Source organism: Alkanindiges illinoisensis DSM 15370 (assembly GCF_000619845.1).
Classification (GTDB): Bacteria; Pseudomonadota; Gammaproteobacteria; order Pseudomonadales; family Moraxellaceae; genus Alkanindiges; species Alkanindiges illinoisensis.
Map to the genome: position 1 here is coordinate 73,509 of NZ_JHUX01000003.1, position 17,015 is coordinate 90,523.

At 46.1% G+C, this 17,015-nt stretch carries 11 protein-coding genes and 1 pseudogene; 8 read left to right on the forward strand and 4 right to left on the reverse strand.

Annotated elements, in window-relative coordinates; translation table 11 throughout:
* Positions 1–8 precede the first annotated feature (8 nt).
* Complete coding sequence (gene dinB, locus Q337_RS0100410; RefSeq protein ID WP_211253585.1) at positions 9–1,073, reverse strand: DNA polymerase IV; 1,065 nt, start codon at positions 1,071–1,073, stop codon at positions 9–11.
* A 301-nt stretch (positions 1,074–1,374) separates the two neighbouring features.
* Between dinB and Q337_RS0100420 the strand changes: the two genes are divergently transcribed.
* Together Q337_RS0100420 and Q337_RS0100430 are read left to right on the forward strand one after the other, a co-directional pair.
* Positions 1,375–2,169, forward strand: coding sequence for an HD domain-containing protein (locus tag Q337_RS0100420; RefSeq protein WP_051526449.1), 795 nt, complete (start codon positions 1,375–1,377; stop codon positions 2,167–2,169).
* A 395-nt stretch (positions 2,170–2,564) separates the two neighbouring features.
* A complete protein-coding gene (locus Q337_RS0100430; RefSeq protein WP_034279132.1) occupies positions 2,565–3,389 on the forward strand; it encodes an MBL fold metallo-hydrolase in 825 nt (274 codons plus the stop codon).
* Positions 3,390–3,443: 54 nt separating this feature from the next.
* On the opposite strand, the gene Q337_RS0100435 is transcribed toward Q337_RS0100430, so the two are convergent.
* The 3 genes from Q337_RS0100435 to Q337_RS0100445 form a co-directional block, all read right to left on the reverse strand.
* Positions 3,444–6,560: an efflux RND transporter permease subunit gene (locus Q337_RS0100435; RefSeq protein ID WP_026469894.1), complete on the reverse strand. Its 3,117-nt coding sequence runs from the start codon at positions 6,558–6,560 to the stop codon at positions 3,444–3,446.
* 69 nt (positions 6,561–6,629) lie between these two features.
* Positions 6,630–7,742 (reverse strand): efflux RND transporter periplasmic adaptor subunit, encoded by a 1,113-nt coding sequence (locus Q337_RS0100440; RefSeq protein WP_026469895.1) that lies wholly within the window; start codon positions 7,740–7,742, stop codon positions 6,630–6,632.
* Between the two features lie 187 nt (positions 7,743–7,929).
* Complete coding sequence (locus tag Q337_RS0100445; RefSeq protein WP_026469896.1) at positions 7,930–8,622, reverse strand: hypothetical protein; 693 nt, start codon at positions 8,620–8,622, stop codon at positions 7,930–7,932.
* A 318-nt stretch (positions 8,623–8,940) separates the two neighbouring features.
* On the opposite strand from Q337_RS0100445, the gene pilG reads away from it, so the two are divergent.
* The 6 genes and pseudogenes from pilG to Q337_RS19350 all read left to right on the forward strand — a co-directional run.
* Complete coding sequence (gene pilG / locus Q337_RS0100450; protein ID WP_026469897.1) at positions 8,941–9,324, forward strand: twitching motility response regulator PilG; 384 nt, start codon at positions 8,941–8,943, stop codon at positions 9,322–9,324.
* A gap of 11 nt (positions 9,325–9,335) precedes the next feature.
* Positions 9,336–9,704 carry a response regulator gene (locus Q337_RS0100455; protein WP_026469898.1) on the forward strand — a complete coding sequence of 123 codons (369 nt, stop codon included), beginning with the start codon at positions 9,336–9,338 and terminating at the stop codon, positions 9,702–9,704.
* A gap of 2 nt (positions 9,705–9,706) precedes the next feature.
* Positions 9,707–10,234, forward strand: a complete 528-nt coding sequence (locus tag Q337_RS0100460; protein WP_026469899.1) for a chemotaxis protein CheW — start codon at positions 9,707–9,709, stop codon at positions 10,232–10,234.
* A 47-nt stretch (positions 10,235–10,281) separates the two neighbouring features.
* Positions 10,282–12,375 (forward strand): methyl-accepting chemotaxis protein, encoded by a 2,094-nt coding sequence (locus Q337_RS0100465; RefSeq protein WP_026469900.1) that lies wholly within the window; start codon positions 10,282–10,284, stop codon positions 12,373–12,375.
* Positions 12,376–12,400: 25 nt separating this feature from the next.
* Positions 12,401–13,216 (forward strand): CheR family methyltransferase, encoded by an 816-nt coding sequence (locus Q337_RS16260; protein WP_051526451.1) that lies wholly within the window; start codon positions 12,401–12,403, stop codon positions 13,214–13,216.
* 1,645 nt (positions 13,217–14,861) lie between these two features.
* Positions 14,862–16,799: pseudogene (locus tag Q337_RS19350) on the forward strand (Hpt domain-containing protein); the annotation flags it as partial.
* Between the last annotated feature and the right edge of the window lie 216 nt (positions 16,800–17,015).

Consider the following 17,015-nt stretch of genomic DNA (forward strand, 5'->3'; position numbering starts at 1 on the left):
ATCTGTGTCTATTCAAGCAATCGAAGCTGGGCCTGTTGCTGTTGTAGTGCCAGTTCACCCACGCCCACGCCAGCCAGCCGGAACATGAGTTGATGATTAAGTTCAGGGGTCAGGCGCTCAATCATAAGCAATACAGCTGCCTGAAATTCAGTATAATGTGGAATATGGCTGGAGTAGGTGACTGAGCGGGTAATGGTTTTAAACTGACTGGTTTTGAGCTTAATCGTGACTGTGCGTGCGCTCATCTGTTTTTTCTGCATTTGCTCCCATACTTGATGCGCCAGATGGTGCCAGTGCTCGCCCAGCTCAGGCAGAAACTTGTCCTCACTAAAGGTGGTTTCCTTGGAAATTTGCTGTCGCTCACGGCTAGCATTCACCGGACGTTCATCAATGCCGCGTGCCAGATCATAGAGCCGATAGCCATAGCGGCCAAAATGATGTGCCAGCTCTGCCTGGCTATGCTGCGCCAGCTCACCCACGGTTTGAATATTTAGTATCTGCATTCTTTGCAGGGTAACCTGACCCACACCCGGAATTTTTCCTACTGGTAAGTTTGGTAAAAACTGCGTAACCTGACTGGGTTTAATCACACATAACCCATTGGGCTTGTTCCAGTCTGAAGCAATTTTGGCTAAAAACTTGTTGGGAGCAACACCGGCTGAGGCGGTCAGACGGGTTTGTGCAAAAATTTCGGCACGAATGGCCTGCGCCACATCGGTAGCAGTAGGCAGGTTTTTAAAATTGCGGGTTACATCCAGATAGGCTTCATCCAGAGATAAGGGTTCAATCAGATCAGTATACTGATGAAAAATGTCGTGAACTTGCCGGGATACCTCACGGTATTTATCAAAACTGGGCGTAATATAAATGGCATGTGGACAAAGCTGCTTGGCTCTGGCGACTGACATGGCAGAGCGTAGCCCAAACTGGCGTGCTTCATAAGAGGCAGCACAAATTACTGAGCGTGGGCCATCCCAGGCAACCACCACAGGCTGACCGCGTAGGTCTGGCTGGTCGCGAATTTCTACAGAAGCATAAAACGCATCCATATCAATATGCACAATTTTACGCACACATCATCCTGACTTTGGTAATTAGGTGAAATTTAATATAACTATTAAAACAATCAGCGGGTTGGGTCGAAGTAAACTCTATTGTTTAAATAAACACACTAACTGTCCCGATTGAATAACAATATGATTTTAAAATCATGTGAATTTTACGTTAAATCACATCTTGGCAGACAGAAATTTTTTTGTAAGCCCATACTCATGCTGCCAAAACTGATATTGCCGAACTAACAGGAAGGCTGTTTTAACCAAAGCCAACAGTTTTTTGATGAAATGCGCTATAAAAAGGAAAAGCATCCCTCTAATGACGCAATATTTAATACGCCATGAGAAAACCAGTATGTTAGCTACGCCACAAATCAAGTTGTATGAAGAACTGCTTAAGAGATCATGGCAGCGACTTTGCCAGCAATTAGACCTGCCTGCTGATCAGGCCTTTGTGACACAGGTTTATCAGGAATTACTGGCGAGCTATGCTGAACCGCATCGTGCCTATCATAGTGTGCAGCATCTTGCTGAGTGCATTAGCCTGTTTGAGCAGGTTAGCCATCTGGCCGTAGAGCCTACGCTGTTAGAAATTGCCTTATGGTTTCATGATGCTATTTATAAAACCCATCCATTGCCTAAGCAGTCAACTCATAAACAGGCTAATAATGCGCAACCTAACAGTAAGCAGCTTAATAATGAGCAAATAAGCAATGAACACTTAAGTAACGAGCAAAAAAGTGCAAATTGGGCAGCGCAATTCCTGAAGCGTTGCAAAGTTAACCCAATAATCATTCAACAAGTGAACCAGCTGATCATGGCAACCCAGCATCATCAGGCCAGCAATAATGAGGACAAACTGATGGTGGATATTGACCTCGCCATCTTAGGCGCTATGCCTGCACGCTTTGCCGAATATCAGCAGCAAATCAGGGAAGAATATGATTTTGTGGCACTAGCACTATTCAATATCAAGCGCAGGGAAGTGCTGGCTGGGTTTTATCAGCGACCACGCATTTATCAGACAGATTATTTTTACAGCCGCTATGAAAAGCAAGCGCGTGAAAATTTGCAGGCAGCACTAGCAAATGATAATAAGGACTTTACAGGCTAACATTCATAATTTGTATGGGTTCAGGCATAAAAAAGCCCGACAATATTCATCCTGAATGGTCGGGCATTCCTTTAGCATCCTGCTGTACATCCTGTTCTCGATACATCCCATCGAGCCTTGCGATTGTTGCCAACCTTTCAGCTAGCGCTATCCTTATGGCTAATCCGTGCCATGTCATCCTTGATTCGCTAAACACATCATCTCGCATTTGACCCCGCCAAAACAGACGCCACAACCCCAATTGATGTACGCCAATGCTTACAAAAGTTAACATACCCTTGAGTGGTTAACGTCTCGACTGACATAAAATAAAGTTCAAAGATGTATTAGGCAGGATTGTTGTACAATAACCCTGTAGTATCGTTAAATGGATTTGTAGGATTAGCTTAACAATAATGAAAATTCATCATTTAAATTGCGGAACTTTTTGCCCCAGTTGTCAACGGTTACTCGAAGGCAAGGGAAGCTGGCTGCAACCTGCCACTATGTGCTGCCATTGTCTGGCCATTGAAACCAGTGAGGGCCTAATTCTGGTGGATACAGGGCTTGGGGTACAGGATGTACTAACACCAAAGCATCTAGGGCATACGTTCAGGAACCTGATGCGACCAAAACTGGAGCTGGAAGAAACAGCGCTGTTTCAACTGGATCAGATGGGCTTTAATCGCCGTGAGGTGCGACATATTGTGCTCACGCATCTGGATCTGGATCATGCAGGTGGCATTGCTGATTTTCCGGCAGCAAAAATTCATGCGTGTAGTACCGAAATTGAAGCCGCGCTACGGCCACACTGGCGTGACAAGCTGCGCTACCGGGCCAAGCAGTTTGAGTTTAATCCCAAATGGGCAGCGACAATTAATACCACGGATACCTGGTTTGGCTTTGAAAATATTCAGCGGCTAAAAGGTATTAAGGAAGAAATTATACTGGTGCCATTACATGGACATACCCGTGGTCATTGTGGTGTTGCAGTGAAACAATCCAGTGGTAAGTGGCTTTTTCATGTGGGTGACCTGTATATGGATCGCCGCAGTTTATATGGCAAGGCTCCGGCTGCCATGAAGCAATGTGAAAATCTGTTAGCTGTGGATAATAAACAGCGACTTGGTTATGTCAAACGAGTGCGTCAATTGATTGATGAGCATAGTGATGCGGTTGAAGTGTTCTGCGCGCATGACATGAGTGAACTCAATTATTATCGTGAGCAGCAACTCGACTAAGCCATAAAGACGCTTTTTCAACAATCTGAATATCGTTTATTTAAAAAAACCAGCTCACGAAGAACTGGTTTTTTTGTATTTATGCACCTGACGAACCGTCCAGTTTTTCATGTCATCCAGATAGGTGTAAATCACTGGAACAACCACCAGCGTGAGTAGGGTAGAGGTTAATACCCCGCCAATAATGGCATGAGCCATAGGGGCACGCTGTTCGGCACCTTCACCCAAACCAAGTGCCAGCGGCACCATGCCCATCACCATTGCGCTGGTCGTCATCAAAATGGGACGCAAGCGGGTTTGCCCGGCCTGAATAATGGCCTGCTCACGCGATACTCCCTCTTCGACGGCCTGATTAATAAAATCAATGAGCAAAATGGCATTCTTGGTCACCAGACCCATCAGCATGATAATGCCAATGATGGAAAACATATTGAGGGTACTTTGAAACAGGAACAAGGCCAGGAACACCCCAATCAGCGATAAGGGCAGGGATGCCATAATGGTGAGTGGATGCAGGAAACTATTAAACTGTGATCCCAGTACCATATAAATAAACAGCACAGCCAGAATCAGTGCTGTAGTGGCATAACCAATGGACTCTTCCATATTCTTATTACCGCCAAGCGTCTGGAATTTATAACCGGGTGGTAGCTTCATGTCCTGCTGGATGCGCTTGATATCTTCGCCAATATCACCTGCCGGACGTCCGGAAGTGTTGGCATCGATCAGTACTTCGCGGAACAAGTTGCGCCGGTTAATCTGTGAAGCGCCCAGCATTTGTTCAAAGGTAGCCACCTGTGACAGGGGAATCAGGCTGGGCTGCCGGGTTTGGCTTAAATTGCTGGAAGTAAAATACAGGTTCTGCAATTGGTTCAGGTTTTGCCGGCCACTTTCTGGCAAGCGGACATTGACATCATAGTTTTCGCCATGCGGATCCTGCCATGTCGTGATGTTATCACCGGCCAATAAAGGGCGCAGGGCCTGTCCAATTTGTCCGACTGACAGTCCCAGGTCACTGGCGGCTTCACGGTTCAGTTGTACTGCCAGCGTAGGTTTGGGTTCGGCTAATGAGGAACGCAAATCCACAATACCAGGCACAGTTTTAACCTTGGCCATAAACTGGTCAGATAGCTTTTGTAATTCATTAAGTTCGGGGCCAGTAATTGACACCATAATGGGTTTTAAGCCACCGGAAATGCTGTCATCATCGGCTGAAATGGACGTTACTTTAATACCGGCAACGGCCTGCAATTCCTGCCGGATATCATTGACCAGTATCTTAAGGCCACGTTCACGCTCACTTTTGGGTTTAAGACTCACCCGCAATGTCGCACGGTTGCGACCACGACTTCCCGTTGAGTTAATCGAGCCATAGGTGGTAACCACTTCCGGGAAATCACGCAAAATACGGTCAACCTGTTTCACTTTGGCTTCAGTGTATTGCAGGGTGGAATCCACCGGCGTTTCAAACTGAACCTTAAGCTCGCCCAAATCTGGTGTTGGCACAAATTCCTTACCAATCAGGCTAGCCAGCATAAATGCAATCACTAGCGATAATAGCGCGCCACCCAGCGTGAGTAAGCGGAAACGCAGGCAAAATTTTAAAATATGGGTATAAACGCCATTTAATCGGTCAATTTGCCGGGTACAGCTATCCAAAAAGCGCTGAAACCAGTTTTTATTCTGATCAATTTCCGGTTTTTCCGGCCAGATGGCCGACAGCATGGGATCAAGCGTCAAACTGACAAACATGGATAGCAGCACGGCAGCACTTACCGCCACGCCAAACTGGTAAAAGAAGCGACCAATAATCCCGCCCATAAAAGCAACCGGCAAAAACACCGCTACAATAGTGAGGGTGGTTGCCAGTACGGCAAGGCCAATTTCCCGGGTGCCGTCCAGTGCTGCCTGTTTATGATCCTTGCCCATGGCTGCATGGCGTACAATGTTTTCACGCACCACAATGGCATCATCAATCAGCAGACCAATACACAGCGCCATTGCCATCAGGGTCATCAGGTTAATACTAAAACCAAACGCCCAGATGACAGCCAGTGTGCCAAACAGTGAAATAGGCAGGGTTAGCCCGGTAATAATGGTTGAGCGCCACGACCCCAAAAACAGCAATACAATAAAGATGGCCAGCACGCCGCCTTCAATCAGGGTTCTGACCACATCTGAAATAGACGCCCGGATGGATTTGGCCCGATCCGAACTTAAGGTAAAAGTCACTCCGGCAGGCAGTTGCTGCTTAATGTCATTCAGCACCGCCTTACTCTGGTCAACGACTTTAATAACGTTAGCCTCAGAGGTTTTTAAAATATCCAGACTGACGGCATTATTGCCATTAAAGTAGGCACCCGTATCAGCTTCGGCCTGACTATCAACCACATTGGCCACTTGCGACAAATAAATCGGGGTCTGGTTACGCCGTGCCACGATCAGGCGGTTAAAATCTACCGGATTCTGTAGCCGTCCCTTGACTTCAACCACTAACTCCTGATTGCCATGTTTGAGTGTGCCACTGGGCAGTTGCAGGTTTTCCGTACGCAACACGTCAATAATTTGGTTAATACTGACTCCCAGCGCCTGCATTTGTTCCGGCAGCACTTCAATCCGGATCTGGCGCTGTACATCCCCCAGCATATTGACATTACCCACGCCAGAAATTGTGCGCAGCTGTGGAATAATGCGTTGATCCAGATAGTTACTGAGGTCACGCATGGGCATATTGTTGGAGCGGAAAATCACCGACAGCACTGGAGCATCGCTGGGGTTATAGCGTTCAATGAGCGGGTCTTCCACCTCATCACGCAATTGAGGCTGCACAATGGCAATCTTGTCGCGCACATCTTGCGCAGCTAGCGTTGAGGGTACATCCAGATTAAATTCCACAATCACTGTGGACAAGCCTTCGCTGGAAGATGAAATAACCTGCTTTACACCCGAAATGGTATTAATGGAATCCTCAAGCTTTTTGGTGACATCGGATTCCACCATTTCAGGCGATGCACCCGGATAGGTGGTGTAAACCACCACATAGGGAAAATCAATATCCGGGAATTCTTCAACGGTCATGCGCTGCCATGAAGCCAGACCCGTCACCATTAATGCCAGCATCAGCATGGCTGTAAATACAGGATTATTGACACTAATTCGGGTGAGCCACATATTTTTACCTTATTATCGACGTTGCCAGTCCATGTGTATTCAAACAATAAAAAAACAAAAGGGCAGGGCTTAGCTGACCTTGACAGGGCTTCCATTGGCCTGTTCAGAAAATTTAACCAGACTCACGACATCATCGGGTTGAATGCCTTTAACCAGTACGCTGTTACTGGCCTGATCCTGTATCACGACTTCAACATTTACTTTATGCAATCGGTTCTGGCGAACAACCCACACATACATCTGATGCGCACTATCGTGTTGAATGGCCTGCGCTGGCAATACCAGACCGGACTGGCTATTATTGAGCTGAATAGATCCCTCAACATAATTGCCAATGGCAAGGCTGGATGCCGGACTAGTAACGGTGGCATAAAACTGCACCGCGCGGCTGGCCGCATCAGTCACCGGATTAATACGGGAAATACGTGCTGTAAAGACAGGCTGGCTTTGTCCGGCAAGCTGGAACTGGACAGCCTGGCCGACCTGAATACTGTTTTGCGTATCCGGTGCTGAACCCTGCAATTCAAGTGATGTAGAATCCACAATTTCAAACAGGGTTTGACCCGGAGCCACAGTCTGGCCAACCTGTACCTGACGATTTGACACAACACCCGAAATCGGTGCGCTCACCACTGCATCACTTACCGCTTTTTGTGCAATAGTGACCAGCGCCTGCTGTGCTGCCATATTTTCACGCTGGGCACGGGCATCTACCTTGCTACGCTCATATTCAATTTCAGAAATAAATCCCTGCTTGAACAAACGCTGGTTACGTTCAGCAAGGTTCTGGCTTAGATCGGCCTGTGCCTTGGTTGCGGTATAGTTTGCCCTGGCCTGAAGCAAGCGGGCTTGATCATCCTGATTGTTTAAGCGAAGCAAGGTTTGTCCTTTTTGTACCTGATTGCCATTATCAGCGTAGACCTGAGTAATTGTGCCTGAGGTTTGCGCCTGAACAGAAGTCCGCTGACGCGCCTGCAGGGTGCCTGTAAACCTGATCTGGCTTGACAGGCTACGATACTGGGGTTTTATCAGGTCAGTTCCAATCAGCTCAAGCTGACGAGGTGCTGAGGATTCAGAAGTGGACGGGGTAGAGGGGGTCTCGGTTTTTTGACAGCCCCATAACATGACACAAAAGGTACAGGCAAGGCATAGCCGTACTGATAACACGCTTAAAATTTTCATAAAATCAAATCCAGATTTTATATAAAGTTACATGGCGATTTAACGAAAAATGCAGGATTTTCTACAAAATTCGCTGTAATTTTAATGGCTTATAGGTTTTATAACGTCCGTGACAGTAAATCAAAGCCCGCGCTATCATAGCAAAAGCTTTAAATTTGAGCATTATTTAGTTTGAGGTTTATGAGAATTACATCGTTTTTAAACGGCGAATAATATCGTCATATTGCTGAATGACCTGTTGCTGGCGCTCATTAATGGCCTGAATGTTTTGCTGGGCTTCCAATACATTCTTCTTATTGTCTGTAATGCTTTTTTGCAGCATTGCCGGTACAGGCTTGCTTTGACGCTCATAGGTTGCAGCCTGGGCAATATCCTTGCTCAGCATGCGTTGCAAACCAGCGAGCTGGGTTTGTAGGTAGCTCTTGCGTGAAGCCATATCGGCCAGCATTTGATTACGCTTGGCAACCGCTTGGGTTGCCGAACCATAGGTCCTGCGCAGGTTCATATCAGCCTGACGCTTGGCAGCTTCAGCATCACGCTTGGCCTTTTGGCGGGCATAGCTTTCTGTTGAATAGGGAGGAACCCGCTTGATCACCTGCATATTGCGGTCAAGCGCTTCATAGCCATATTTCAGGTGCTGATCGGTAATGGTACTGCTTAGGCTTGGCTGGCCACTACCATTATAATAACGATACCAGCGAATAATGGGCTGAGGGTTATTAGCGCCGGATGAGTAGCTTGAGTAATCATAGGCATCAGCAAAGACAGGGGTTGCATAGAAGGACGTCATACAGGCGAGCATGCTGTTAATCACAGCAACTCGAACAGAGGCCATATTTGTTTTCAGCAGTGATGACGCATTGCAAAAAGACTGGCTCATATCCGTATCCTGATTAGAGAATGAGTACATTCTAACTTCCTGTCTACCATTGTAGAAAAGCACTTTAATAAGGGCAACGACTTTTCAATGAAATTAAAAACGCATTTCTGTCCATTTAATGTCTTAATAGGTATAAAACTGATTATTACAACATCTAAATACAAAAAATAGTGAACCTATGGTTCAAACCCTGGCATTTCTGCATTGGCAAAACTGCTGCAGGTATGCTAAAAAGTGAGTAGCAAATGGGGGAAGCAAGTGATGGTGAATAAACACCCATATAACTTGCGCTCAAGATAACACGGGAAGACGAAACCAATGGAAGAAAATTTTTCTGGCTTAAAGGTAATGGTAATTGACGATTCTAAAACGATTCGTAGAACTGCTGAAACACTGCTGCAAAAAGTAGGCTGTACCGTATTTACAGCAGTTGATGGCTTTGATGCACTGGCCAAGATTGCCGATTCAAATCCTGATATTATCTTTGTGGATATCATGATGCCGCGTCTTGATGGCTACCAGACCTGCGCCCTGATTAAAAATAATCAGACCTTCCAAAAGACTCCTGTCATCATGCTCTCCAGTAAGGATGGCCTGTTTGATAAGGCAAAAGGCCGAATTGTTGGCTCAGATGAATATCTGACAAAACCATTTAGTAAAGAAGAATTATTTAGTGCCATTCGCCAGCACGTCAATATTTAAGGAGCAGCAGGATGGCTCGTATTTTAGTAATTGATGATTCTCCAACTGAAACTTACCGGTTTCGCGAGATTCTGCAACGTAACGGACATGAAGTGCTTGAGGCAGCTAACGGTGCTGATGGCATTAGCGTAGCACGTGCCGAATTGCCAGACTTGATCCTGATGGATGTGGTTATGCCTGGCATTAACGGCTTTCAAGCGACACGACAACTGACTCGTGGTGCGGAAACCAAGCATATCCCGATTGTTATTGTCAGTACCAAGGATCAGGAAACTGACCGGGTATGGGGAAAAAGACAGGGTGCACGTGATTACCTGACCAAACCAATTGAAGAAACTTCCCTGATAAGAGTTATTCATCAACTTCTCTCGGCAGTTTAATCATGGCAGCCCGTGGATTTATTGAGCTTTTGCGCCTGGCCGACTATGGACGGCAACGGCAACAGGGTGGGCAGGAAAACCAGAATACCCGCTGGTCAGGCATTGCCTTTCGATTCGCAGGCTATCAGTTTGTAGCACCACTGGGCGAGGTAGCTGAAGTTGTACCGGTTCCCGGTAGTACCACCATCCCAAGTGCAAAAAGCTGGATGCGTGGTTTAGCCAATGTGCGCGGACGTTTACTTCCCCTGACAGACCTTGCAATGTTTCTGGACTTGCCAGAAACCGAAATTACCAGACTGAGCAAAGTGATGATTATTGATCGGCCCAACAATTATGGGGGCATTATTGTTGATCAGGTCATGGGGATCCATCACTTTAACAAGCACAGTTATTTTAGTTCAAATGCGCAGTTGCCGGATGCACTGGCGCAGTACACCAGCGGCTATTTCGAACGTCATGGACAGCAATGGCATGTTTTTTTATTTAGTAAGCTTATACAGGATCAGGCTTATTTGAATGCTTCTGCCTAATAAAAGTTTATGGGGTCGGAGAGATAAAGAATTAGGGAGTTTTGGGAATGAGTTTAAAATTGGGCGAGAAAAAGATGCCTTTTTCGTTGCGGGGTGGCAATACGGGAACACCAAAGTGGCTTAAATATATTCAAGCCTACTGGGATACCACGGCCTCTATTTTTGGTGACCCAAAACAAGCTAAGCCTTTATTGTGGCTGGGAATGGCGGGCCTGATTGTTACGCTGATCTCCATGGTTTACCTATTTGTCAATGTACCCAATGCCAATAACCTAACACGTGACATCGGTGAATTACGCCTGCTATCACAGCAGATTTCCCGTTATGCCACTGAAGCTGCAGTGTCTGGTAATGTCAAGGCAGCGCAGAACCTTAAAGTGTCTCAGGATGAGTTTAACGAGCGCCTGTCAGACGTGCATGATATTTATGGCACAAGCTCTGCATCTATTCAGGAAGTGGATAAGCAGTGGGGTAGCATCAATGACGGTGTCACCCTGATTTTATCGCAGCAGGAAACTGTTAACTCTCTCAATGATATTGGCACCAGTATTGCTGAAGCAATTCCTGATGTTCAGGCTGAATATAATGTCGTTGTTGATGGTCTGGTCCGGGAAAATGCACCCAATAGTCAGGTTGCACTTGCTAAAAACCAGGTTTGGCTGGCAGAGCGTATTTTACGTTCGGTAAACTCGGTATTAACGGGTGATGAAGCTTCTGTGGCGTCTGCTGATGACTTTAGTACTGACGCTGAAGATTTTGGACGTTATCTAAATGGCCAGTTGCGTGGTGATGCAGAGTTGGGGGTTGAGCGTATTACCAACGCTTCCCTGCGTAGTTCCCTGCAATCTATTCAGGAAACCTATAACGATGTTATTCAGATCGCTGCATCCAAGGTTTTGGTGAACTCACCGAAAATTACCCAGGTGCGTAATGCGGCAGGACAGGTATTTACCCAGTCTGACAGCATGCTGAAAAAACTGGATGGACTGTCTGATAGTGTAAATGCCCGTTATAACAACTTTATTCCCGGATTTATTCTTCTGTTGTCACTGGGTCTAATTGCTTATGCCCTGAACCGCTTGTTTAGCTTGCGTTCAAGAATTGACCTTGACCGTGCTCACAAGATTCAGGAAGAAAACGATCAGAACCAGACTGCGATTTTACGCTTACTGGATGAGCTGGGTGACCTGGCTGAAGGTGATTTAACCACCAATGCCACTGTATCTGAAGATTTTACCGGGGCGATTGCAGACTCGATTAACTTTGCGATTGACCAGTTACGTACGCTGGTATCGCGTATTAATTCGACGTCTGCACAGGTAGCAGACTATTCGCAGGAAACCCAGTCGATTGCCATGCAACTTGCAGATGCATCCGAACATCAGGCTCAGGAAATTGCAGGAGCTTCTGCGGCAATCAATGAAATGGCCGTATCTATTGACCAGGTATCTGCCAATGCGATGGAATCTGCGGCTGTAGCAGAACGTTCGGTAGACATTGCCTATACAGGTGCTGATGTGGTACAGCGCACCATTGAAGGTATGGATGTTATTCGTGAACAGATTCAGGAAACGTCCAAGCGTATTAAACGTCTGGGTGAATCCTCACAGGAAATTGGTGACATTGTATCGCTGATTAACGACATTGCTGACCAAACCAACATTCTGGCATTGAACGCTGCAATTCAGGCGTCGATGGCGGGTGAGGCGGGTCGTGGTTTTGCGGTGGTAGCTGATGAAGTACAGCGCCTTGCTGAACGTTCTGCGGCAGCAACCAAGCAGATTGAAGGCCTGGTTAAAACCATTCAAAGTGATACCAATGAAGCGGTTATTTCCATGGAACAAACCACGAGTGAGGTTGTTCGTGGTGCGCACCTAGCTAAGGACGCAGGTATTGCACTTGATCAGGTGCAAACTGTATCGCGTACATTGGCAGACTTGATTCAGAACATTTCTGATGCAGCACGTCAGCAGGCAGCCTCAGCAGGTCATATTTCAAATACCATGAATATTATTCATGATATTACAACCCAAACCACGACAGGTACGATCAACACTGCTAAGTCGGTGGGTGATCTGGCTGAAATGGCTGTTGAGTTGCGTGCTTCTGTTTCTGACTTCAAGTTACCAGAAGATCATTAAGACTTGTTTGTTTGAGAGTGTCGTCATGGATGAATTGGCACAAGATGGCTTTAAGTCTTTAATGGGTAATGAGCTGGCTACATTGTGGCGCTCACTGATTGAGTCGCGTATTGGCATGGTGTTGCCAGCGCGACAGCATCAGCTGTTCGAGCAACGCATTGTTAAAAACATGGCTCAATATGCATTGGATGCAATCAGCTATTATCAACTGGTTTGCAAAGACAAGGCAGAATGGCAACGTCTGGCTGAGTCTTTAGTTGTACATGAAACCTCTTTTTTTCGTCACTCCCCCTCTTTTGAGCTGGTTGAGCAGTACCTGGTTAAAGCCAATAAAATTGTCAAACTGTGGAGTGTCGGCTGTTCCACAGGGGAAGAAGCGTGGTCGCTGGCCATGCTTGGTGATCGGTTTGCCATGTATGGTTATGAAGTGCTAGCCACCGATATAAGTCAGCAGGTATTACTGACTGCTAAAGAAGGGGTTTATCTGGCACGCAAGGCCGAACAAATTCCAGCCCGTTTTCGTTCTAACTATGGTTCTGCGCTAGGCCAGCATTATTGGCAAATTGCAGAACATTTAAAGTCAAAAGTTTTTTTTCGGCAGTTTAACCTGATGAATGTGGTTGGATTGCCGTTTAGAAAACTGGACATTATCTACTGCCAAAACGTTTTGATTTATTTTAAGAAATTTGACCGTCGTGATATCTTGAATGCCTTGGTCAAGTGTCTGGATATTGGTGGGATACTGGTATTGGGTCCTGGTGAAGTACTTGAGTGGCGTCACCCGCAATTGAAAAAAATTGAATGGTCAGGGACGCTGGCATATGAAAAAGTTTGCATCTGAATTGGATAATATGAGCACTTCGCACAAAGAAACCACACAGCAATCTGCCATGGCATTAGGCTGGGTCATTGATTCACTAGAAGAAACGCTGCAAAACGCCCAGGATATCGTTCAGACTGCCAAGCAAGCTGTACAATTAACAGAGGCTGCGGAGTTACTGCATCAGGTCAGTGGTACTCTCACCATGACTGAATTGCTTGATCCACTCATTTTATCCGAGAGCCTTGAGCAACTGGCAGAAGCCATAGCAGCCAATAGTATTGATTTTAGCCAGCAACTGGTTTTATTGGGTGGAATTCAAACCTTAAGCCGCGAACTCAAGCTGTTGCATCAAACCAAACGTTTGCAGCCGTTAAATATTTATCGCACTGTTAAAGAAATTCGTTCGTTATTACAGGCACAAAAGCTGTCGACCAGCACCGCCTATCCAAAACTTGATTATAATTTATTGGTTGAACCCAATCAGGTGCAGTCAGTTTTAGATGACGATACGTGGAAAAAAACAACATTAATTTATCGTCACTTGCTCAATGAATTTTTATTAAATCCAAAGCAGCAGGATAATCTTGAAAATCTGGTCAAGGTTGCCCGTTTTTTTGCAGCAGGTGCCAATAATCTGCAAAATGCAGCGCTATGGCAAGTCTTAACCCGTCTGCATCAGGCCATGTATGAAGGTAAAGTTGATTTAAGCTCAATTGCCTTAAAGCATAGCTTGGTACGTTTAGAGCGTATGCTGGCTCAGGAACAGTATGATGAAAGCATGCTGTTTGAATTATTGGAGCTGTTTGAACAGTTTAATCTTGAGCATGAATTTGCCTTGCATCAGCAGGCCATAAATGCCGCAATGGATGACCGCAGTATTACCTCGCCATTGGTACTGGACAAGATTCTGGCACTGGTTCAGGACGCGCGGGCTAAACTGTCACAACCTGCCAAACTGGACAATATGCAGGTTAAGCGCTTATTGTCTGAAGCTGTACGCTTACTGGAACTTACGGGCTGGCGTGATATTAGTACAGGACTTGAACAGCTCACTCAGCAGTTCAATAACACTGGGCGCTTGCAAACCGCAGAGTTGCTGGATCATTTAAATGATATTGAGCAGCAGCTGAATCATCTGGTACAGGCATTTGAAACCCAGTCCAATAGCGCAACGCAGCTCAATGACCAGAAAATTATTAGTGATGCGCATAATGCTGTAGTGCGTGAGTCCAGAGTAGCTCTGGAATCCATTAAAAATCAGTTTTTTAATTATAGTTCTTCAAAACGTGATGCCGAGTTGCTTAAAGATTTACCGCAACGTTTTAATGAGCTAAAAGGCATTTTTGTCCTGTTAAATTTGAATCGGGCAGCGTCACTGGTTAACCAGTTAGTTGAAACTCTGAACCAGACTTTACTGCAAAACCAGTATACGACCAGTCGCGGGCAAATTGATCTGATTGCACAGGTAATTGCTTCACTGGAATATTATCTGGATCAGTTGGCCGCACATTTCCATGATGAGAAAGTGCTGGACAAGCTGGAACAGGTCTTGCAGCAGGTTTCTTCCTCGCAGGAAGATACTTCGGTTGAACCCGTAGGCGGCGAAAAAATATTTCACGATCAAACTCCACTGGAGTTACTGTCATCAATAGAAGGGGAAGCAATGTCTAAGCCCTCACAGGAACAGTCCAAGCCTGTTGTTAAGCCTCAGGTTCCACAGGCCTATTTTGATATCACATTGCCGGAAGATGATTTTTCCGAAGACGATGATATTCGTGAAATTTTTGTTGAGGAAGCGACTGAGGTGCTGGAAAGCCTGCAGGAAAACTTTCCAAAATGGTCTGCCCAGCCACAGGACTTTGCCACCCTTAAGGAAGTTCGCCGCTCATTTCATACCCTGAAAGGTTCGGGCCGTATGGTCGGGGCCAAGGCCTCAGGTGAACTGGCTTGGTCTATTGAAAATATGCTCAACCGGGTGCTGGATAACACCATTGAAGTGACACCGGTCATGATTGAGCTGATTTCAACCGTGTTGTCAATTTATCCTGAACTGGTAGAGAATTTTGCAGCCAAACAGGAAATTGCTATTGAGTTGCGCGCTTATATTGCCGTTGCTAACTTGTTAAGCAAGGGACAGTCCGTTACCGCTGACCAGTTGCCCTGGACACAGGCGGAAACTGCGCTTGCCGAAGCACAAGCGGAAACTGCTAAAGATACTGAAATTGCTGAAAATCAGGCTGATGCCATTGAACCTACAGTATTGGCGTCAGTGAATGAAGATATGATGGCAGACCAGGAAGGTCTGAATATTTTTGTTGAGGAAGCCGAAGAACATATTGATGCACTGCATGCCTTTATTGCTGATGAAGATGCACATGAAGAAGTGCCAGATCATGTTATTCGGGCGCTGCATACCCTGCGCGGTAGTGCGGCCATGTCTCATGTGGATTCCATTTATCGTTTGGCGGGTGCACTGGAAGAAGAGTTTAAACGTCTTATCCGCATGCATTTGCCTGTTTCAGCCACGCATATTGGCTTTTTAGAGCGGTTTGTACAATGTGTGGGAAGCCATCTGGAGGCGCTGGAAAGTGGTCAGACTCTAGAACTGGAAGCACATGATCTGGAATTAATTGAACAGGTTAATCAGGTTACCCAGCAGGCTGCTCAGGAAGAAAGTGAAGCCATTGCAGGTGGTGCACCCTCTAATGCGGGCATTGTATCGCAACTGTTGACTTTGCCACTGAATGAACTTCTGGATGCAGAGTATGAACTGGAAGAGCATTTGGGCAGTGCAGATATTAAAGACTATCTAAACACCCTGACTGAGCAAAGCCAGCAATTGCATGCCGCTGCGCTGGCCACACCGATTACTCCGTTACAGCAACTTACCCAGTATCTGGCCAATGTTTATTACAAGCTAAAAGATGTTCCGCCCAAAGCAATTGAACAAAATCATGTTGAATGTCTGTTAAGTGCCCATTATGCCCTGACGGAAATTTTTGATGCACTGGCTGCCACTCAAAAACCAACACTGGACATGCAGCTTATTGATGAACTCAGCGATATTCTGGCGCATGATTTCAATCCAGCATGCCTAGCTGTGGTGGAAGAAGAAGTAACCGAAATTGCAGAAGAAACAGAACAGGCTGAGTCTACAGAATCTATAGCTGAAAGCATTGTTGCTCAGGAAGCTGAAACTACAGAAGCTCAACCGTCAGAAATACAGGGTCAGGATATTGAACTGTCTGCATCGCTGGAGCAGTCTTCTGTTGCTGTGCCAAGCCCGGTAGCGTCGGTGATCGACGATCAGGTTGATGCCGAGTTACTTGAAATCTTCATGGAAGAGGCCGAGGAGCTGGTTAATGAAATTGACCAAAGCTTTGTAGTATGGCAACACAATCCTTCTGATATTGAACCGTTGAAAGTCCTGCAACGCCATTTACATACCTTAAAAGGCGGCGCAAGGATGGCACAGGTTAGCAGTCTGGGTGATTTTGGCCACGAGCTGGAAACGGTATATGAGCGACTGGTCAATGGGACATTACAGTCAACACCGGCATTGATTCAGTTTATGCGTCATGCACAGGATATTGTGGCCGAGCAGGTTGAACAGCTACAACTGCAGGGTACTTCTTTCTATGCCCAAACCGAGCTGGACTTGCTGCGTACTTACTTGCATACAGGTAACGACAGTATTCTGGTTCAGGGAATTAATACTGTATCGGCAACGTCGGCAATTGCCACGCCTGATATCTCTGCAGCAACAACACAAAAACCGGATGCCAGTCAAAGCGCCAATAATCTGGCACAATTGGCT